15 protein-coding genes and 1 pseudogene are annotated in these 19,630 nt (G+C 70.4%); 12 read left to right on the top strand and 4 right to left on the bottom strand.

Going from position 1 to position 19,630, the window contains the following annotated elements:
- Positions 1-56 precede the first annotated feature (56 nt).
- Positions 57-1,694 carry an MFS transporter gene (locus SPR02S_RS14195; RefSeq protein ID WP_019057635.1) on the top strand — a complete coding sequence of 546 codons (1,638 nt, stop codon included), beginning with the start codon at positions 57-59 and terminating at the stop codon, positions 1,692-1,694.
- Positions 1,695-1,756: 62 nt separating this feature from the next.
- Here the strand turns inward: SPR02S_RS14195 and SPR02S_RS55720 are convergent.
- Positions 1,757-2,320: pseudogene (locus SPR02S_RS55720) on the bottom strand (SMP-30/gluconolactonase/LRE family protein); the annotation flags it as partial.
- 59 nt (positions 2,321-2,379) lie between these two features.
- Between SPR02S_RS55720 and SPR02S_RS14185 the strand changes: the two are divergent.
- The 7 genes from SPR02S_RS14185 (at position 2,380) to SPR02S_RS14155 (ending at position 11,663) form a co-directional block, all read left to right on the top strand.
- The gene (locus SPR02S_RS14185; RefSeq protein WP_106436956.1) at positions 2,380-3,570 is read left to right on the top strand and encodes an MFS transporter; all 1,191 of its coding nucleotides are present in this window, start codon (positions 2,380-2,382) and stop codon (positions 3,568-3,570) included.
- A gap of 87 nt (positions 3,571-3,657) precedes the next feature.
- The gene (locus tag SPR02S_RS14180; protein WP_043258275.1) at positions 3,658-5,262 is read left to right on the top strand and encodes a purple acid phosphatase family protein; all 1,605 of its coding nucleotides are present in this window, start codon (positions 3,658-3,660) and stop codon (positions 5,260-5,262) included.
- Positions 5,263-5,504: 242 nt separating this feature from the next.
- Positions 5,505-6,566 carry a LacI family DNA-binding transcriptional regulator gene (locus SPR02S_RS14175; protein ID WP_019057631.1) on the top strand — a complete coding sequence of 354 codons (1,062 nt, stop codon included), beginning with the start codon at positions 5,505-5,507 and terminating at the stop codon, positions 6,564-6,566.
- 290 nt (positions 6,567-6,856) lie between these two features.
- Complete coding sequence (locus SPR02S_RS14170) at positions 6,857-8,143, top strand: ABC transporter substrate-binding protein (RefSeq protein ID WP_019057630.1); 1,287 nt, start codon at positions 6,857-6,859, stop codon at positions 8,141-8,143.
- A 1-nt stretch (position 8,144) separates the two neighbouring features.
- Positions 8,145-9,161, top strand: coding sequence for a carbohydrate ABC transporter permease (locus SPR02S_RS14165; RefSeq protein WP_019057629.1), 1,017 nt, complete (start codon positions 8,145-8,147; stop codon positions 9,159-9,161).
- The gene (locus SPR02S_RS14160; RefSeq protein WP_019057628.1) at positions 9,151-10,023 is read left to right on the top strand and encodes a carbohydrate ABC transporter permease; all 873 of its coding nucleotides are present in this window, start codon (positions 9,151-9,153) and stop codon (positions 10,021-10,023) included. Before SPR02S_RS14165 ends, SPR02S_RS14160 begins: the two co-directional genes overlap by 11 nt.
- Positions 10,024-10,349: 326 nt before the next feature.
- Positions 10,350-11,663, top strand: a complete 1,314-nt coding sequence (locus tag SPR02S_RS14155; protein ID WP_019057627.1) for an MFS transporter — start codon at positions 10,350-10,352, stop codon at positions 11,661-11,663.
- A gap of 51 nt (positions 11,664-11,714) precedes the next feature.
- Here SPR02S_RS14155 and SPR02S_RS14150 read toward each other — a convergent pair whose 3' ends face one another.
- Both SPR02S_RS14150 and SPR02S_RS14145 read right to left on the bottom strand, forming a co-directional pair.
- Positions 11,715-12,974, bottom strand: coding sequence for a glucarate dehydratase family protein (locus tag SPR02S_RS14150; RefSeq protein ID WP_019057626.1), 1,260 nt, complete (start codon positions 12,972-12,974; stop codon positions 11,715-11,717).
- Between the two features lie 76 nt (positions 12,975-13,050).
- Positions 13,051-14,451: a glycoside hydrolase family 43 protein gene (locus SPR02S_RS14145; protein ID WP_019057625.1), complete on the bottom strand. Its 1,401-nt coding sequence runs from the start codon at positions 14,449-14,451 to the stop codon at positions 13,051-13,053.
- Between the two features lie 248 nt (positions 14,452-14,699).
- Between SPR02S_RS14145 and SPR02S_RS14140 the strand changes: the two genes are divergently transcribed.
- The 4 genes from SPR02S_RS14140 (at position 14,700) to SPR02S_RS14125 (ending at position 18,500) form a co-directional block, all read left to right on the top strand.
- On the top strand, positions 14,700-16,121 hold the full coding sequence (locus SPR02S_RS14140) for an amidase (protein WP_019057624.1): 1,422 nt from the start codon (positions 14,700-14,702) through the stop codon (positions 16,119-16,121).
- Positions 16,122-16,147: 26 nt separating this feature from the next.
- Positions 16,148-16,366 carry an NfeD C-terminal domain-containing protein gene (locus SPR02S_RS14135; RefSeq protein ID WP_026150521.1) on the top strand — a complete coding sequence of 73 codons (219 nt, stop codon included), beginning with the start codon at positions 16,148-16,150 and terminating at the stop codon, positions 16,364-16,366.
- Positions 16,367-16,509: 143 nt separating this feature from the next.
- Entirely contained in the window at positions 16,510-17,997 is a 1,488-nt protein-coding gene (locus SPR02S_RS14130; protein ID WP_019057622.1) for a flotillin family protein, read from the top strand.
- 56 nt (positions 17,998-18,053) lie between these two features.
- Complete coding sequence (locus SPR02S_RS14125) at positions 18,054-18,500, top strand: type II toxin-antitoxin system PemK/MazF family toxin (protein WP_019057621.1); 447 nt, start codon at positions 18,054-18,056, stop codon at positions 18,498-18,500.
- Positions 18,501-18,527: 27 nt separating this feature from the next.
- Here SPR02S_RS14125 and SPR02S_RS14120 read toward each other — a convergent pair whose 3' ends face one another.
- Positions 18,528-19,355: a TIGR02452 family protein gene (locus SPR02S_RS14120; RefSeq protein ID WP_019057620.1), complete on the bottom strand. Its 828-nt coding sequence runs from the start codon at positions 19,353-19,355 to the stop codon at positions 18,528-18,530.
- Positions 19,356-19,630 lie beyond the last annotated feature (275 nt).

The following is a 19,630-nucleotide window of genomic DNA, read 5'->3' as shown; positions in this document are numbered from 1 at the left end:
TGAGACGCGTGCCCGTTCGAGTTCGAGGGCACCGCATTCGAGAAGGAGAGTTCCCCGTGAACGTCACGATCCCGGCGAGCGGGCGGCCCGAGCAGCGGGCGGGCACCCTCGTCATGGCCTGTCTCGGCGTCTTCGTCGCCTACTTGCCGGTGACCACGGTCGCCGTGAGCCTGCCCGCCATCCAGTCGGCGCTGCACGCGTCAACCGCCCAACTGTCCTGGGTCCAGGACGCGTTCGTGCTGCCCATGGCCGCGTTCATCCTCACCGCCGGTGTCTTCGGCGATGTGCACGGACGCAAGAAGGTGTTCCAGGCGGGCCTGTTGTTCTCCGCGGCCGGTGCCGCCGTGGCCCTGTCCGCGCAGTCGGCCCAACTCCTGTGGATCGGCCAGGCGTTGGCCGGTCTCGGCGCGGCGACCCTGCTGCCGACGACCCTGGCGCTGATCAGCCACGCGGTGCCCGACCATCGCGAGCGCGGCAAGTTCATCGGCCTGTGGGCGACCGCCCTCATGGCCGCGCTGGCCGTCGGCCCGCTGATAGCCGGAGTCATCCTCGACCACGCCTCCTGGCGCTGGATCTACCTGATCTCCGTCCCCGTCCCGCTGCTCGCGCTGGGCGTCGCCGCCCGCCTGCTGCCCGACTCCCGGGCCCCGCACGGACGGAAGCTGGACTGGCCCGGCCAGTTGACGGCCACCCTCGCCATCACCGCGCTCGTCTACGGCGTGATCGAGGGCGGCGCCGGTTCCTTCACGGACGTCAAGGTCATGGTGGCGCTGTTCACCGCGGTGGTCGGCGGGGTCGCGTTCGTGCTCGCCGAGCTGCGCAGCGAGAGCCCGATGCTGGATCTGACGCTGTTCCGCAGCCCGGCGTTCACCGCCACCACCCTGGTCGCGATGATCACCTTCCTGGCGCTGATCGGCTTCTTCTTCCTGCTCAGCCTCTACTTCGGTCTGGTGCAGCAGCTCGACACGCTCCAGGCGGCCTGGCGGCTGCTCATGGTCACCGCGGCGGCGATCGTGGTCGGCCAGCCGGTCGGGCGGCTGATGCACCGGGTCACCCCGCGCGTCCTGATCACCGGCGGTCTGCTGGTCATCTCCGCCGCCCTGTTCTCGCTGACCGGCGTCGACGCCGGCACCTCGTTCGCGTCCATCGCCTGGCGGCTGGCGTTGCTGGGCCTGGGCATCGGGACCGTCCTCACGCCGATGACCGCGACCGCCGTGGCCTCCGTGCCGTATCAGCAGGCCGGGATGGCGGCGGCCGGCAACAACGCGTTCCGGCAGGTCGGCGGTGCGCTCGGCCCGGCCGTTCTCGGCGCCCTGCTCACCACCAAGGCGCTCGACACGCTGCCCGGCCACCTCACCGACGCCGGGGTGACGGGCGCGACCCAGCGGAGCATCGTCTCGACCGCCGACGCGGGCGGCCTGGGCGCCGTCGCCCGGATGAATCTCGGCGCGGACACCGGCCGCGCCCTGGGCGCACTGGGCGACTCCTTCCTCGACGGCATGCGGCTGTGCCTGGTGGTGGCCGGGGCGCTGACTCTCCTCGCCGCGCTGGTGTGCGTGCTGTTGCTGCGCCGCCCGCGCCAGGAGTCCGGGGATACGGCGGCTCCGGTAACCGGTGCGAACACCGCTGCCGCCGCCACTGGGTCGCCAACGGCACGTGTCGTAGCGGCAGTTGATCCGGCACCGAACCGCTGAGGCACGAACCACCCATGGGCGGGACCCCGTTGCGCGTCTTCGGGGCCCCGCCCGCTGTCACCTCAGATCGATACGGCGACAGCGGTGAACGTCGTGTCCGGCGTCTGCGGGCTGGTGAAGCGGGCGTTGACGAGATAGAGCCGGTTGCCGAAGCGGGCGGCGGTCGTCGGGACGTCGAAGCGCGGGTCGGTGATCGTACGGCGCAGGGTCGCGGTGGTGGCCTTGGCGTCGAGGTCGAACACGCTGATCCGGTTCAGCCGGTTCTGGACGACGTACAGGGTCCGGCCGATCCGGAACAGCCCGTCCCCGTTGACCACGTCCGACGCACCGCTCAGCGCGATCTCCGTGGCATGGCCGGTCTTCAGGGATACCTGGTAGAGCTTGCCGGGTGTGCTGCTGACGACGATCAGGCCGTGCCCGTCCGGGGTGCCGACGATCCCGTTCGCGTTGTTCACGCCGGGCGTCTGCACCCAGTCGCCGGTGAGCGGGAGGGCGGTGACCTCGCCCGTACGGCCGCGCGGTACGCCGTAGAGCACCGCGTCGAGCGAGTCGGTGAACCAGGCGCGGTCGCCGAGGAGCGTGACGTCGTTGATGAAGTGGCCGGTGGAGGCGGTGAGTTGATAGGCCGTCAGGACGTCCCCTGGTGTCCTGCGTTCGCCCCGCCACGGCTGATTACGGTCTGTGCATGTCAGTCAGGACTCCGGGCCGGGCCCGTATCGGGCGCCCCGCCGACCGCGCGGGTGCCCGAAGGGCGACGACCCTCGCGTTCGCCGCGCAGGGCATGTCCGTCGCCGCCGTGTACACGACCGTCCCCGCCGTCACCGAACACCTGCGGCTGTCTCCGCTCCTCACCACCGCCACGCTGGTCGGGGTGGCCCTGACGGCGGGGGCCGGCAGCTTCCTGGGACTGGCCGCGGTCCGCGTCGCCGGTCCCGTCGCCACGATGCGCGGGGCGCTGGTCACCATCGCCGTCGCGCTGACACTGGTCGGCTGGGCACCCGGCACGGCAGCCGTCATCTGCGCGTACGTCCTCTTCGGCCTCGCGGCCGGCGCCCTCGACGTCGGGATCAACACCCGGGGCGCCGCGATCGAACGCGCCTACGGCCGTAGCGTCTTCGGGTCGTTCTACACGGCGTGGAGCGTGGGTGGCGTGCTCGCGGCACTGCTCACGGCAGGGGCGGCCCGGCTGGACCGGCCGGTGGGCGAGGGCCTGGCCGTGCAGGCGGGCGTGCTGCTGGTCGTCGCCGTCTGTCTGCGCACGCACACCCTTCCCGCCGCCCAAGTGCCGTCCGCGCAGCCGCCGTTGGAGCGCGGTCTGTGGCTGCGGATCCTCCCCTTCGGGCTGGTCCTTCTCATCGTCTACGTCGTGGACTCGACCGTGTCCGCGTGGTCGTCGGTGTATCTGCGGCAGATCCTCGACGCGTCGCTCACGGTGGCGCCGCTGGCGTACGCGGCGTACCAGGCCGGCACGGTCGTCGGGCGGGCGACCGTGGACCGGCTGGTGCAACGGGTCGGTACCGTCGCCGTCGTGCGCACGGCCGCCCTGGTGGTGGCGGGCGGCCTGGCGGGGGTGGCCACGGCTCCGAGCTGGCCGATCGCCGTGTTGGCGGCGGGAGTTGTGGGGCTGGGGGCGTCGGTGCTGGCCCCGCTCTGCCTGGCCTCCGCCGCGCGGCTGCGGCCCGGCGCCGCGGAGACGGTGCTGGCCCGGCTCAACCTCTTCAACTACGCGGGCGTCGTCACCGGCGGCGCGGTGAGCGGGCTCCTGGGCTCCACCGGCGAGTTCCGGCTCGCGTACGCGCTGCCGGCCGCGCTGGCGGTGCTCGTGCTGGCCGGTGCCCGCCACTTCACGCAGCCGCCCGGGACATCCGAGACATAGGAAACGAGCCAGGCAATGGGCGGGATATGGCCATCCCATGGGCAGGCCGCAATCGGTCGTTCAACCGGCGCTGCCAGCGTCGCGGCCATGAACACTCCTCGCATGGGCCTTCCCGACCGGCTCGCGGACACCCTGAGCATGCCCGAGCAGCACGAATACCTCCGCCGCGCCTTCTCCCGCCGCGGTCTGCTGCGCGGTGGCGCGGTCGCCGCGACCGGGGTCGCCCTCGCGGGCGGCACCGCCGGTGCCGCGGCGGCGGCGACGCCCACGCTGGTGACGGGCTCGGCCACGGCCGCCGTGCACGGTTCGCTGGTCGCGCCGTTCGGCCGGCACCTCGCCTACGGCGCCGATCCGCGGACGCAGATGCGGGTGTCGTGGCAGGTGCCGCTGCCGGTGAAGAAACCCTTCCTCCGGATCGGCCACAGCCCCCTCGACCTGAGCCACCGCATACCGGCGGAGGTACGCGACCTGTTCACGCCGACCGGGATCGGCAAGAGCGCGGACATCGACCAGTACTACGTGCACGCCGCGCTGGACAACCTGAGCCCCGACACCACGTACTACTACGGTGTCGGCCACGACGGCTTCGACCCCGCCGACGCGGGCGCCGCGCACACCATTTACTCCTTCAGGACCGCTCCCCGCACGCACAGCACCCGGCCGTTCACGTTCACCGCCTTCGGTGACCAGAACCCGAGTTACACCTCGATCGGCCTCAACGCCCTTGTCCAGGCGCAGAATCCGGCGTTCCACCTGCACGCGGGAGACATCTGCTACGCGGAGGAGACCGGGCACGGGCTGCCCGGGGACGCGAGCAACTACGACGCCCGCCAATGGGATTCGTTCCTCGCGCAGATCGAACCGCTCTCCAGCCGGGTGCCGTGGATGGTGGCATTCGGCAACCACGACATGGAGTCCTGGTACTCGCCCAACGGCTACGGCGGCAACGAGGCCCGTTTCACCCTGCCCACCAACGGTTTTGACGCCACGTCAGCTCCGGGCGTGTACTCCTTCGTCCACGGCAACGTGGGTGTGGTCTCGGTCGACGCCAACGACGTGTCGTACGAGATCCCCGCCAACAAGGGCTACACCGGCGGCAAACAGACCGCCTGGCTCGACAAGCGGCTCACCGAACTCCGGGCCCGTACCGACATCGACTTCATCGTCGTCTTCCACCACCACTGCGCCTTCTCGACGACCAGCTCGCACGCCTCCGAGGGCGGGGTGCGCGAGCAGTGGGTGCCGCTGTACGAGAAGCACCAGGTGGACCTGGTGGTCAACGGCCACAACCACGTCTACGAGCGCACCGACCCGGTCGTCCAGGACAAGGCCGTACGCACCCTGCCCATCGGCGGCACCCACGAGCCGACCCGTGGCGGTGTCGTGTACGTGACGGCGGGCGCGGGCGGCGAGAGCGTGTACAGCTTCCCGGTGGCCGACAGCTACGAGGGGCACGAGGACGCGATCGACTCGGTGCCGACGTACTGGACGGGCAAGGACGGCCAGGTCACCGAGAACGTGGACTGGTCCCGGGTCCGCTACACCGGCTACTCGTTCATCCGCGTCGACGTGGCGCCTGCCGCACCGGGCCGTACGACGACCCTCACCGTGCGGGCGCTGGCCGCGACCGGTGCCGAGGTCGACCGGTTCACGGTGTCCCGCAAGGTGAAGAAGGCCGGGCACGGCCACTAGTACGACGTGGAGCGGCGGCCACCGACGTCGTGTCGGTGGCCGCCGCTCCAGCACTCCAGTCTGCGTGTCAACTGACCCTGGCGAGCAGCACCTTGGCGTGGCGGCGGGGTTCCAGGGGCGGCCGCGACGAGGTAGCTGCCGCCGCCCGCCGGACCGTGCGGCAACGCAGGAACCGGACGACCGGTCGGCGGAGCGGCAACTTCCTTGCCAGGCAGGCGCCCACCCCGGCTACAGTGCACAGCGTGTGGGCGGACAACGCGGATGACCAGGAGCGCGAGCCGCGTGCCGGCCAGGCCCCGCGAGGTGACGGGATCCGGCGGCGGGCCACGATCCACGACGTCGCCCAACTGGCCGGGGTGTCCCGGCAGACGGTGTCCCGGGCGGTGAACGACAAGGGTGAGATCGATCCCGCCACCAAGGAACGCGTCCTGGAGGTCGCGCGCCTGCTGGACTACCGGCCTAGCCGGTTCGCGCGGGGGCTCGTCCGTAAGGGCGCGGTGACGGCCGGGCTGGTGCTGCCGGATCTGATGAACCCGTTCTTTCCCGAGGTCGCCGCCGGTGTGCTGGAGGCCGCCGAGGAGCGCGGCTGGCAGGTCGTGGTGTGGGACTCGCGCACCGACGAGAACCGTGAGCTCCAGGCCCTCGACAAGTTCTCCCACCAGGCGGACGCGGTCGTCGGCTACTTCAAGAACCCGGACGACGTGCTCGCCCAACACCTCGGCGGCGTACCGACCGTGGTCCTCGAACGCGGGCCGCACCAGACCCGGTTCGGAGCCGTCGGCATCGACGCCGCCGCCGGTGTCGCACAGGGCATCGCCCATCTGGTGCGGGCGGGGCACCGCAGGATCGGCATGCTCGACGGCGACCGGATCGACGCGCCCGGGCCTCGCAGAGAGGCCTTTCTGGCCGCCGTACGGCAGCACGGACTGCCTGTCGACGGGAGCTGGGTCGTGCCCAGTCCCGAGCACAGCGTGGCGGGCGGCGAGGCGGCCATGGCGCAACTGCTCGACGCGCGGCCTGAGTTGACCGCCGCCTTCGGGTTCAACGACCTGATCGCCGTCGGTGCAATGCGCACGGCGCGGCGCCGCGGTCTGCGGGTGCCCGACGACCTGGCCGTACTGGGCTTCGACGGGCTGGCCCTGGGCGAGTTGGTGGAGCCGGCGCTCACCACCCTGCACATCGACAAACGGCGGCTTGGCCGACTGGCCGTCGAGCAGGTCGCCCGACTCAGCACGGGGCAGGACCCGTTGACCGGCGCCGACGGATGGGTGATTCCCCAACTGGTGGTGCGGGCCTCGGCGTAGCCCCGGCACGCCGCACTCCCACCCGCTCCGGCCGCCCCCTCCCGCGATCCGTAGAAAGCGCCAACACAACTACCGTGCACGTCCCTTGACACTGGTTTTCGGCCGCCTCGATACTCGACGGCAACGTTCACGTGAACGTTCACGACCTCCACGTAACCGCCCGGTTTCGCGCCGCCCGATGTCGGACCACCCCCCTCTCATCGACCGTCGTCGACGTCCTCGCCTCTCCCCCCTCCTCCCCGGCCGTGGCATGTCCGGAAAGTGAGTGCGCGCCCATGGAATTCCGAACGATGTCCCGCAGACGACTGCTGGGGGCCTCCCTCGGCGGCGCGGGTGCCGCCCTGCTGGGCCTGTCGGGATGCGGGAGCGACCACGGCTCCGTCTCCGCCGGTACCGACCACCTGAGCATCTGGTACTGGAACGGCGCCCTGAGCGACAAGCTCCTCGCCGTCTCCGCCCGCGGTGTGCCCGGCGTACCGGGGCTGAAGGTGAAGGGCTCGCCGATCGCCGGCGACTACAAGTCGAAGCTGCGCACCAGCATGGCGGCCCGGGCGTACGTGCCGGATCTGGCCTGCGCGAACTCCGACGTGTCGCTGTTCTTCCCCGACGAGGGGGAGTTCCTCGATCTGAGGAAGCTCGGCGCCGACGCCCTGGAGGACCAGTACCTGGACTGGAAGTGGAAGAGCGGGATCAGTCCGAGCGGGCGGATGATCGGCTTCCCGCTCGATGCCGGACCGACCGCGCTCTACTACCGCCGGGACCTCTTCGAGAAGGCGGGCCTGCCCACCGAACCGGCGGACGTCGCGGCGGCGACCGCCACTTGGGACAAGTACCTCGCGCTCGGCCGGACGCTCAAGTCCAGGGCGCCCGGCAAGCCGTTCCTGGTCTCCCAGATCAGCTACGTCTTCCGGATGGCCCTGTACCAGAGCCCGAAGCAGTTCGTGGACGCCGACAACCACTTCATCGGCGACCAGCAACACGTCAAGCGTGCCTGGGACTTGGCGGTGGAGACGTACCGACAGGGGCTCAGCGCCCGGGTGTTGGACAGCACGCCCGACTACAACGCGGCCATGGGTCGCGGCAAGGTCGCCTCGATGATCACGGCGGTGTGGGCCATCGGCGGACTCAAGGACGTGGCACCGAAGACCTCCGGCGCCTGGCGGCTGACGGCGCTGCCCGGCGGTCCGACGAACTACGGCGGCTCGTACCTGACCATCACCCGCTACTGCCGTGACCCCGAAGGCGCCTTCGCCTACCTGAAGTGGCTGCTCGGGCCGGAGAACCAGCTGAAGAGCTATCAGGAGATGGCGCTGTTCCCCACCACCCCGGCCGCGTACAGCAAGCCGGCGATGCGCAAGCCGGACCCCTTCTTCGGCGGTCAGATACCCGTGGACGTCTTCGGGCCGGCCGCGGAGAAGGCCCCGGTCATCTTCTTCAGCCCCTACGAGGACATCTGCAACACCCCCGTCTTCCAGGAGCTGACCAACGTGGAAACCCTCGGCAAGAACCCCGAGAAGGCCTGGCGGGACGCCATGAACGCCTGTGAGCGGACGCTGTCCCAGCAGGGGGTGAGCTGAGATGGCGACCGTCGCGGGAGCCGAGCGGGCGCCTACGGCCGGAAGCGGCGCCGAGGCCGTGCGCGGCGCCAACACCGCTGCCCCGCGCGGGCGTTGGCGACGCCATGTGCCGCCGTATCTCGCCATCTCGCCGTACTACGTGCTCTTCACCGTCTTCGGCGCGTTCCCGGTGGGGTTCTCGCTGTATCTGTCCTTCCAGGACTGGGACGGCATCGGGGACATGCGGTTCGTGGGGCTCCAGCAGTACCGCTGGCTGCTGCACGACTCGGTGTTCTGGCACTCGATCCTGAACACCTTCGAGATCTGGTTCATGTCGACGGTGCCGATGCTGCTCCTGGCGCTGGTCATCGCGTTCCTGCTGAACGCGCAGGTGCGGCACGCCACCGCCTACCGGGTCGCGTACTTCATCCCGAACGTGACCTCGATGGTCGCCATGACCATCGTCTTCGGCTCGGTCTTCGCCCAAGCGGGCCTGGCCAACTCGCTGTTGAAGGCGATCGGGGTGGACGGCGTCGACTGGCTGACGTCCTCCCTCGGCATAAAGTCGGCGATCTCCATCATGATCATCTGGCGCTGGGTCGGCTACAACGCGCTGATCTTCCTCGCGGGCCTCCAGGCCATCCCCACCGAGCTGTTCGAGGCTGCGCGGGTCGACGGGGCGAGTAGTCGGCAGACCCTCTTCCGGGTCCTGGTACCGCAGTTGAGGCCGGTGATCCTCTTCGCGGTCATCACCTCCACCATCAACGGCCTGCAGATCTTCACCGAGTCGCAGGTGCTCTTCTACTCGGACGACCCCGGCACCACCGGCGGACCGGGACAGGAAGGGCTGACCATCGTGCTCTACCTCTGGCAGAAGGCCTTCAACGACCACCAGTTCGGCTACGGCGCGGCGATCGGCTGGTCCCTGTTCGCGATCATCGCGCTGTTCGCGATCATCAACTGGCGGCTGGTGTCCGGCTCCGAGCGCGAGAACCGTCCCCGTATCTCCTGGCGCAAGGGAGCCCGCAATGGCCGCTGACCGGACGACCGCCGTCGGCGCGGGACTCGCCATCGGCTCCGGCAGCAGGCGTTCCCGTGTCGGGGTGCGGGTGTTGCTGCTGCTCGGTGTGCTGGTGTCACTGTTCCCCTTCTACTGGCTCGTGGTGATGGCCTCGATCACCACCCAGGAGATCCTGCGGTTCCCGCCCCGGCTGGTGCCGGGCACCCATCTCCTGGAGAACATGCGGCAGGTGATCCACCGGATCGATTTCTTCGGTTCGCTGTTCAACACCGTCGTCGTCTCGGTGACGGGCACGGCACTGGTGCTGTTCTTCGACTCGCTGGCCGCGTTCGCCTTCGCCAAGTACGAGTTCCCGGCCCGGAAGTTGTTGTTCGGCATCCTCTTGGCGACATATATGATTCCGGCCCAACTGTCGCTCGTGCCGCAGTTCGTCACGATGGCCGACTTCGGCTGGGCCGGTTCCCTCAAGGCCCTCGTGATACCCGGCGCGGCCAACGCGTTCGGCATCTTCTGGATGCGTCAGTACGCCCAGAACTCACTGCCCGACGAACTCCTGGACGCCGGCCGGATCGACGGGGCCGGCTTCTTCCGCCTGTACCGGCAGGTGGCGCTGCCGCTGTTCCGGCCGGCGCTGGCCTTCCTCGGCATCTTCACGTTCATCCAGCTCTGGAACGACTACATCTGGCCGCTGGTCGTCCTGGTCAACCCCGACCGACTGACCCTCCAGGTCGCCCTGGCCAACCTCAACGTCGCCTACAACACGGACTACGCCGTGGTGATGGCCGGCGCCCTGATGAGCGTGATCCCGCTGATCGTGGTGTTCCTCATCGGCGCCCGGCACTTCCTGCGGGACCTCGCGGCGGGCGCCACGAAGATGTGACCCGACGGCGGGACCCGAAGGCAGGACCCGAAGATGTGACGGGAAATGCCGTGAATGCCTCGCCTCCCCGTGCCCTATGTGCGACAAAGTGGCTTTCTTTCAGCCTTCTGCCTTCCGGGTACGGGGAGGTGCGGCGTACGCCCTGAGGAGATGTCCGCACCGGATATGCCAAATCTCATTTGACTGCGCTATATTTCACGCCTCAACTCCGCTTGCCCATAGGCGTGTTCCCTCTCTCTTCCCACCTCCTGCGAATTCTTTTCGCCCCTGGTCGGTACCAACCGTTTCCCCCTCCGTGATACGCCTCACCGAAAGCTTTCCATTCCGTGGCCATCACCCTGCACGAGGACCGGCCGCCCGCCGGTCGCCATGCAGCCGTTCCGTCCGGCAGCCTGTTCCGACGGATCTACGCACCGCGCACCAGCGACGCCCTGGCGTTCTCCATGTCGACGTACGCCATGCCGCTGCTGGTCCTGGCGATCACCCGGTCCTCGTCGCTGACGGGCCTGGCGTTCGCCCTGGAGTGGACACCGCGGATCGCCGCGTTCGTGCTGGCCGGCAAGGTGGTGGACCGGCGCGGTGCGGCGATCGTGTGCTTCCTCGCCTCGCTGCTGCGGGCCATCGTGCTGGCGGGGGCGGCCGTGGCGCTGGCCATGCTGCCGCGCGGCACCGAGGAGACGGTGACCGTGCTGGTGCTGGCCGCGGTGACCGGCACCCTCACCCAGTTCAGCTTCGTCGCGAACGAGGCCGTGGGCGCGATCGTCACCCGGCGGGCGGAGAACCGGCCGCACGGAGTGCAGTCGGTCCTCATCGGCATCGACCAGACCGCGATGCTCGTCGGCCCCCTGCTCGCCGGCTTCCTGCTGCTGGTCGGCCCGGGCTGGATGCTCGGCTGTCTGACCGGGCTGTCCCTGCTCGCGGCCGTACTCGGACTCCAGACCCCGCCCACCCCGCTGCGTTCCGCCCGCCCGGACGGCGAACGCACACCGGGCGGCATGAGCACCGGGCTGCGCATGCTCCGCAAACTGCCCGCCCTGCGCTGGCTGGTGGCGGGCCTGGCCTGTTCCAACCTCGCCCTCGGCCTGCTCCAGTCCGCCAGCCCGATCATCGTCGTCGAGAACTTCGGCCGCTCCTCCGCCGACGTCGGCACCCTGTGGTCCGCCGCGGCGGCGGCGACCCTGCTCGCGATCACCCTGTGTCGGCTCGCCCTGAGCCGCGTCGACCTCTGGGGCGTGGGAGTCGTCTGCGCGACCTTCGCCTCCGCGGCCTGCCTGGCCCTCCCCCAAGCCCCGTCCTACGCCGCCTACATGGTCCTCATCGCACTGTTCATGGCGGGCGACGGCGGCCTCACGGTCGTCCTGCGCACCCTGCGCTCGCTGGTCATCCCGGCCACGGCCTTCGGCACCACGCTCTCCCTGACCATGCTGCTTCTGCTGCTGCCCTTCCCGGTGGCCGGCATCCTCGTCGCCGTCACCCCGCCGACCCACCTCGACACGGTCGTCCTGGGCTGCGCCCTCGTCCAGGCGGTCGCCCTGGCCATCACCTTCGTACGGCTGCGCAACGAGCCGACGCTACGCGCGTCCGCCGACCGGCCACCCCATACCGTGTTGCCCGACGAGCCGTCGACGAGACCGCGTTGACCTGGCGGTGGGACGAGGTGGACCCGGCCCGCCATCCCTGCGACGGCGAGTTCACCACCTGGGGAGCCTCAGTTCGTACCCGGGCCGGACCCGCCGCATGTACGCGGTGTCGTCCCGGCCGCGCACACCCGAGTCGAGGTAGAGCCGGTGCAGCCGGTCGAGGGCGTCGTGGTCGAGTTCCACGCCGAGGCCGGGACCGGTGGGGACCTCGACCGCGCCGTCTCGCAGTTCCAGCACTCCGGGGAGGACGATGTCGTCGGCCGAGTTCCACGGGTAGTGCGTGTCGCAGGAGTGGTCGAGGTTGGGGATGGCCGCCGCGACATGGGTCATGGCGGCGAGGCTGATGCCCAGATGCGAGTTCGAGTGCATGGACAGGCCGAGCCCGAACACCTCGCAGACGACGGCAAGTTCACGGGTCCGGCGCAGCCCGCCCCAGTAGTGGTGGTCGGTGAGGAGCACCTGGATCGCGCGCTGCTCGATCGCGGGCCGCAGATGCTCCCAGGCGACCACGCACATGTTGGTGGCGAGCGGGAGCGGTGACTCCTTCGCGACCCGGGCCATGCCGGGGATGGTGGCGGTCGGATCCTCCAAGTACTCCAGGACGCCGTCCAGTTGACGGGCCACGTACGCCGACGTCTCCGGCGTCCAGGCCGTGTTGGGGTCCAGCCGCAACGGCTGCCCGGGGAAGGCCTCGGCCAGTGCCCGGATCGCGGCGATCTCCTCGTCGGGCGGGAAGACACCGCCCTTGAGCTTGAACGACCGGAAGCCGTACCGCTGTTGCATCAGCCGGGCCTGCTCGACGATCCCGGCCGGGTCCAGCGCCTCGCCCCAGTCGTCGCCGACCGCGAGCCTGCCGTCGAGGGCGGGATGCTCGGCCCACTTGTAGAAGAGGTACGCGGCGAAGGGCACGGCGTCGCGGACCTTGCCGCCGAGCAGGTCGCTGACCGGCCGTCCGAGCAGCTTGCCCTGGGCGTCGAGGCAGGCCACCTCCACCGCCGAGCTGGTCCAGCCGCGTTCGTGGGAGCTGGGGACGGTCGGCCGCAGGGCGGCGTCGATCGCGGCGACGAGGGCCGTCGTGTCGAAGACGTCCATGCCTACGACGACCTTCGCCGCCGCCTCAAGTCGCTCCAGCCGGACCGTCCCGCCCGTGGACTCGCCGAGCCCCACGGTGCCGTCCTCCAGCACGAGTTGGAGGACGGACCGCAGAGCAAGGGGCTCGTGGACGCCGTTCGAGTTGAGGAGAGGCGGGTCGCGGAAGGCGATCGGGGTGACGATCAGTTCGCGGATCCGGGTTCCTGCCGTACCACTCATGCGCCCAGCGCCTCCAGGCCATGGCCGATCGTTCTCACCAGCATCTTGCCCCGCTTCAGCACGCCGCAGTCACGCCTCAGGCCCAGGCCGTCACGGGCACGAACGAACTGTCGGTCCGGAAGAGGTCCGTGCCGTCCGTCGGGTCCACCCGCAGTTGGTAGTTGTAGTGGCGGAGGTAGTAGCCGGGGTAGTTGTACGACTCGAAGCGCAGCGCGCCGGTGGCGGCGCCGGTCCGGGCGTAGAACGTGGCGTCCCCGGCGAAGGTCGACGTGCCGTCGTTGGCGTCGAAGCGGCCCCGGAAGTCGTAGTGGCGCAGGTAGTCGCCGGCCGAGTCCCGGAAGGAGAAGCCCGTCGAGTCGGCGAGGCCCGCGACGACGGTGAACGTGGACGCCTGCTTCAGGGCGGTGGTGCTGGAGCTGGTCACCACCGGCAGGTTGAGCAGCGAGGACACCTCCTGCCAGTAGCGGGTCGTGTAGTTGGCGGACCGGAAGGAGCGGGTGACGCCGGTCGCGAGGCTCGGGCCGCCCGACACCGTCTCCTTGATGACCGTGAAGTGCCGTGCCGTACCGGAGAGGGTGGTCAGCGCGGTCGGCGCGGACCAGGTGGCGAAGGTGTCGTAGCTGTCGCTGTAGTAGTAGGTGCCGTCGCCGTAGCCGTCGAAGAAGATCCGCCAGCCGCCGTTGTCGAGCTGCACCACCGAGGGGCCCTCGCGGTAGCTGCCCCAGCCGGCCCAGTCGCCGGTCCTCGAGAGCGTGTAGGGGCCGGTGAGGCTGGTGGCGGTGCCGTACTCGATGTACTTCGCCGTCTCGTTCTTGGTGAAGGCGTGGTAGGTCGAACCGATCCGCACGATGTACGTGTCGATGTGGTTGGAGCCGATGCCGGACAGCGCGACCGGTGAACTCCAGTCCGTAAGCGCGGAGTTGGAAGCCTTCAGCCGGTACGGCGTGAAGATCCACTCGTCGTCGGTGGTCGAGCACGACACGATGACGTTGACGCTGCCGTCGCCGTCCACGAACCACTCGGGTGCCCAGGCACGCGACAGATTGGTGATCGGGACCGTGTAGTCGTACAGGAACGTCCAGTTGACCCGGTCCGAGCTGCGCGCGAAGCCGATGGTGGTGCTGACGTCCTGCCAGGTGTGGGTGGTGTACGTCAGGTAGTAGAAGCCGTCGGTGTGCTTGAACACGCTCGCGTCGCGGATGCGGTTGCTCGGCGGGGTGTAGGCGGAGGCCTGGACGAGGCGGAAGTCGGTGGCGTCGTCGGACTGGTAGACGTTGACCGTGCCGTCGTCGCTGTTGAGGAACGGGACGATCGTGTAGCGCGTGGCGTAGCCGCTCGGCGGGGCGGCGGCCAGGGCCGTGCCGAGCAGCCCGGGGGCCTCGCCCAGGACGAGTGCCGAGGCGGGCAGGACGGCGAGCGCGCGCAGCAGGGTACGGCGGGACGGCGTGGGGGGCGGTGTGGGGGGATGTGTGGTCACGGGCGGCTCTCCCGGAGACTCGAATGTTCGCTATATCGAACTCAGTTCGTGAATTCGGTCAGAAGGTAGGGGTGGGTCAGGAGCACGTCAATGGTTTACGCAATGCTGAACGATCTCTGTGGGACGCCTGTGGCGTACGGCCGGTGTGCGGCCAATCGTCCACGCCACGCGGGAAGTTGCCGCATCCGCAGCACACCGCCCGCCCGGACGTTACCGTTCGGTAGACCACGCGCTTCCGGAGGTGCCGCATGACGCCCGACCGTTCCGCAGGCCTGGCCGAGTCCGCCCGTGCGCTGGCCGCCGGGGAGGTGACCGCGCGTGCACTGACCGAGGAGGCCCTGACCCGGATCGACTCGACTCAGGCCTCCCTGAACGCCTTTCGGATCGTACGGCGGGAGGCGGCGCTCGCCGAGGCCGAAGCCGCGGACAAGGAACTGGCCGCCGGAGTCCGCAAACCGCTGCTCGGCGTGCCGGTCGCCGTCAAGGACGACATGGACATGGCGGGCGAACCGACCGCGTTCGGCTGCCGGGGCGAGTTCCCGCCGGTGGCGGAGGACGGCGAGGCGGTACGACGGCTGCGCGCGGCCGGTGCCGTGATCGTCGGGAAGACCAACACCTGCGAGCTCGGGCAGTGGCCGTTCACCGAGGGGCCCGCGTTCGGCGCGACCCGCAATCCGTGGAACTCCCGCCATACGCCCGGGGGTTCGTCCGGTGGATCGGCGGCGGCGGTCGCCGCGGGGCTGGTCCCGGCCGCGCTCGGCTCGGACGGCGCGGGCTCGGTACGCATCCCCGCCGCCTGGACCCACCTCATCGGCGTCAAGCCGCAGCGCGGCCGCATCTCGACCTGGCCGCGCGGCGAGTCCTTCCAGGGCATCACGGTCAACGGCACCCTCGCCCGTACGGTCGCCGACGCCGCCCTGCTCCTGGACGCGGCCAGCGGCAACCACGCGCGGGACCCGCACCAGCCACCCCCGCTCACCCTGTCGGAGGCGGTGGGCCGCGACCCCGGCCGGCTGCGCATCGCCCTCTCCCTGAAGCCGCCGTTCACCGCGCTGCCCGCCCGACTGCGACCGGACGTACGGGCTCGGATCCTCGAACTCGCCGAGAAACTGGCGCAGTTGGGCCACACGGTCGTGGAGGACGATCCGCCGTACGGGCAGATCGGGTTGACCTTCCTCCCCCGCGCCACCGTCGGCCTCGCCGAGCGGGTCCGCGAGGCACCGCACCCCGAACTCCTCGACCCCCGCACCCTGGAGGCCGCCCGCCTCGGCCGCCGCCTCGGCGGAGCCGCGCTGCGGGCGGCGCGGCGCGCGGAGGCGACCCTGCACGACCGGTTCGGGGCGTTCTTCGGGAGGTACGACCTGGTCCTCGCGCCGACAACTGCCGCTCCCCCGCCCCTGGTTGGCGCGATGCTCGACCTGGGCGGGCTGGCCACCGACCGCGCGATGGTCGCCGCCTGTCCCTACGCCTGGCCGTGGAACATCCTCGGCTGGCCCGGCGTCAACGTCCCCGCGGGCTTCGTGGCGGGCGGACTCCCGGTCGGCGCCCAGCTGTTGGGCCCCTCGAACAGCGAGCCTCTTCTGCTGTCCCTCGCCGCGCAGTTGGAGGCGGACCTGCGCTGGCACGAGAGGTGGCCGGAGCCGATCGCCGCCGAAACCCCGGCGGCATAAGCGGGTTGGGCCCGTACCCTGTGACCATGCAGGATGCGTCGATGGTCGGGCTGATGGGGCGGGTCACCGGGACGATCGGGCCCGGGCTCGTCGGCGAGGTGATCGTCCGGGTGCGCGGCGGCGCCGAGCACTTCCTCGCGTACGCCGCCACGGGCACGGACCGGATCGAGACGGGGACCGTGGTGATGGTGGTGGAGCACCTGCCGCCGAGGACGGTCTACGTCACGCAGGCATACGACAGTTGAGCCCCCTCCTTCGCAGGTGAGAGCGTTTCGGGGCCGTATGCGTCAAGATTGCAACAAGGATCCGTCAGCGTCTGTACCCCGGTGTCGCACAGGCGCACACTCCCTTCGTTCGGTGCCGAAAGGGCACCATCAAAAGGGGGCGTATGCCGATGGTCATCGGCGTCGTAGCGGGGGTGGCGGTTCTCGCCGTTCTCGTACTGATAGGCCTGTTCAAGTCGATGTGGCGGGTCGCGGAGCCCAACGAGGCACTCATCATCTCGGGCTCCAAGCACCGTACCGAAGGCCTTGAGGAAGGCATGGGGTTCCGCATCGTCACGGGGCGCGGCACGCTGGTGCTGCCGGGTGTGCAGGCGGTGCGCAAGATCTCGCTCGATCTCAACGAGACCGAGCTGCACGTGGATTGTGTGACCACCCAGGGCATTCCGCTCAAGGTGCGGGGCGTGGTCATCTTCAAGGTCGGCGACGACTTCGTGTCGATCGCCAACGCGGGACGGCGTTTCCTCGACCAGCAGAAGATGATGTCGGAGCGGGTGCACAACGTGTTCGCCGGTCATCTCCGGTCCATCGTGGGCGGGTTGACGGTCGAGGACATGATCCGCGACCGGGAGAAGCTGACCGGCCAGACCCGTGCCGCGTGCGGTACGGAGATGGAGAAACTGGGTCTGATCGTGGACTCGCTGCAGATCCACGAGATCGAGGACCCGACCGGGTACATCAAGAACCTCGCGATGCCGCACGCCGCCGCCGTACAGCGGGACGCGCGCATCGCGCAGGCCGAGGCCAACCGGCTGGCCACCGAGGCCGAACAGAAGGCCGCGGCACGGATGTCGGAGGCCACCCGGGACAGCGAGATCCTCCAGGCCGGCTACCAGGCCGAGCGCGACAAGGCGGCGGCGAAGGCCCGACAGGCCGGACCCCTCGCGGACGCCGCGGCCCGGCAGGACGTCGTCGTCCAGGAGACCCGGATCGCCGAACTCGACGCCCTGCGCCGGGAACAGCAGCTCCAGGCGGACGTCCGCAAGCCCGCGGACGCCCAGGCGTACGAGACCCGGGCCCGCGCCGAGGCCGAACGCGACGCGCGGATCTCCGCGGCCCAAGCCAAGGCCAAGGAGACCGAGTTGGCGGCCACGGCCGAGGCGAGCCGGATCAAGACGGCCGCGATCGCCGAGGCCGAGGCGACCCAGGCACGCGGTGCCGCCGCAGCGACGGCGACCAGGGCGACCGGTGAGGCCGAGGCCGCCGCCGCCCAGGCGAAGGGTCTCGCCGCCGCCGAGGCGACCCGGGCCCAGGGTCTCGCCGAGGCGGAGGCCATCAAGGCGCGGGCCGCGGCCCTCGCCGAGAACCAGGAGGCCGTGGTCGCGCAGCAACTCGCCGAGAACTGGCCTGAGATCGTGAAGGCCGGCGCGTCCGCGTTCGGCAGCATCGACAACATGGTGGTCCTCAACGGGGCCGACGGCATGGCGGAGATGCTCGCCAAGGCGCTCACCATGGGCGGCACGGGCCTCGGCCTGGCCCGCCAGCTGCTCTCCTCGATGAACCAGAACGGGCAGACCCCGAACGGGACTTCGGCCCTGAACGGGAGCACGGCACCACCGTCGCAGAAGGTGCCGGTGGAGAAGGACGAGAAGTGATCGTCTGACGGGCGCCCGGCGTCCGCGGTCACGGAGGCACGTTCTAAGGTGCCTCCGTGACCGCCTTTACCGATGAGAACGTTCCGGGCCGCTTCGGCCCCTCCGCCACCACCGAGGCCGACCCCCGTGAGGTCGGCAAGGTCCGTACCGAGTACTCCCCCGCGCACGACGGCGACCCCGACCCCGGTGAGATCGTCTGGACCTGGGTGCCGTTCGAGGAGAACGACGGCCGGGGCAAGGACCGCCCGGTGCTCGTCGTGGCCCGTGAGCCCGGTGGGACCCTGCTCGCCGTCCAGCTGTCCAGCAAGCGCCACGACGGCGACCGCGAGTGGGTGGCGATCGGCAGCGGCCCGTGGGACAAGTCCGGGCGCGACTCGTGGGTCGACGTGGACCGCGTCCTGCGTCTGCACGAGGACGGCATGCGCCGCGAGGCGTGCGCGATCGACCAGATGCGCTTCAACCTCGTCCGGCACCGGCTGCACGAGCGCTACGGCTGGACCTGAGCGGCCGGCACTGCTCGACCTGAGGGGCTAGCTCTGGAGCTGACGCTCCGGAAAGGCCCGTACGAACGCGTCCCGGACCGTCGCACCCGGTGTGCGGTCCAGGACGCCGAACACCACGTGCTCGAAGGCCGCGGCGAACCGTCCGCCCGGCCCGAGCAACGTGTGGAACGCGCCCGCGACCTGCGCCGGGTCGTTCTGGAACACCCCGCAGCCCCACGCCCCCAGGACCAGCCGCCGGTAGCCGTGCGCGACGGCCGTCTCCAGCACCCGCTCCGCCCGTACGGCGACGGCGTGCGGCAGCTCGGCCGCGCGCTCCGGTGCCGTGCGCAGGACGACCCCGGCATTCGGGGCTGCGGCGGTCAGGAACCCGGCGGTGAACGGTTCGTCCAGGAGCCGGCCCTTGTCGTCGCGGAAGACGGGGACGGCCGGTGAGTGGATGACGCGGTCCGTGTAGAACGGGTCGCGGTGGGCGCGGTGATGGTCGTAGAAACCGCGGGCCTGAAGCAGGCACGTGTACAGCGCGGAGGCGCGGCACAGGGCCTCTTCCTGGGCCTGTGCGCCGTTGAGGTAGCCGCCGCCGGGGTTGCGGGCGGAGGCGAAGTTCAGGACGGCGACCGGGCCGGTCAGTCGGCGGGCGGCCTCCAGGCTGCTCTCGCCGGTGACCTCGAAGACCGTCTCCACGGGCGAGAACGGTGATATCCGCACTGGTTCCGGTCCGTACAGGCGCGTGCCCGCGCGGGCCGCCTCGACCTCCGCGGCGATCGACACCTCGCGCCCGTCCGCCGCCGCGCGGTAGCTCCCGGCCGCGACGATCTGCTCGGTCTGCTGCGCGATGCCGCGCAGGCGCGCGCTCATGGCATAACCCCCGTGTACGCCATGAGCGCGCGCCCCGCGAGCTCCCCCGTGATCTCCCCCGTCGTGCTCATACAGGCATCGTGAGCGATGCTGGTCGTGCGATGCAACAGAGTTTCCGGGTCCGGCGAACGGCCGGAGAACCGGAGATTACCGATCCCGAACGTGGCGATACGCACCCTTGTGCGACGCGGCACGAGGGTCTTGGGTGGTACGAGTGTGCCGACCCGGGCCCAACCGAAACCGGGCCGGTGGCATGGTGGAATCTCAGGAGGATC

It is taken from the genome of Streptomyces prunicolor NBRC 13075 (assembly GCF_000367365.1).
In the GTDB taxonomy this organism is placed as follows: domain Bacteria; phylum Actinomycetota; class Actinomycetes; order Streptomycetales; family Streptomycetaceae; genus Streptomyces; species Streptomyces prunicolor.
The sequence above is the reverse complement of the archived record's forward strand: the minus strand, read 5'-3'. Positions and strand labels throughout refer to the sequence as shown.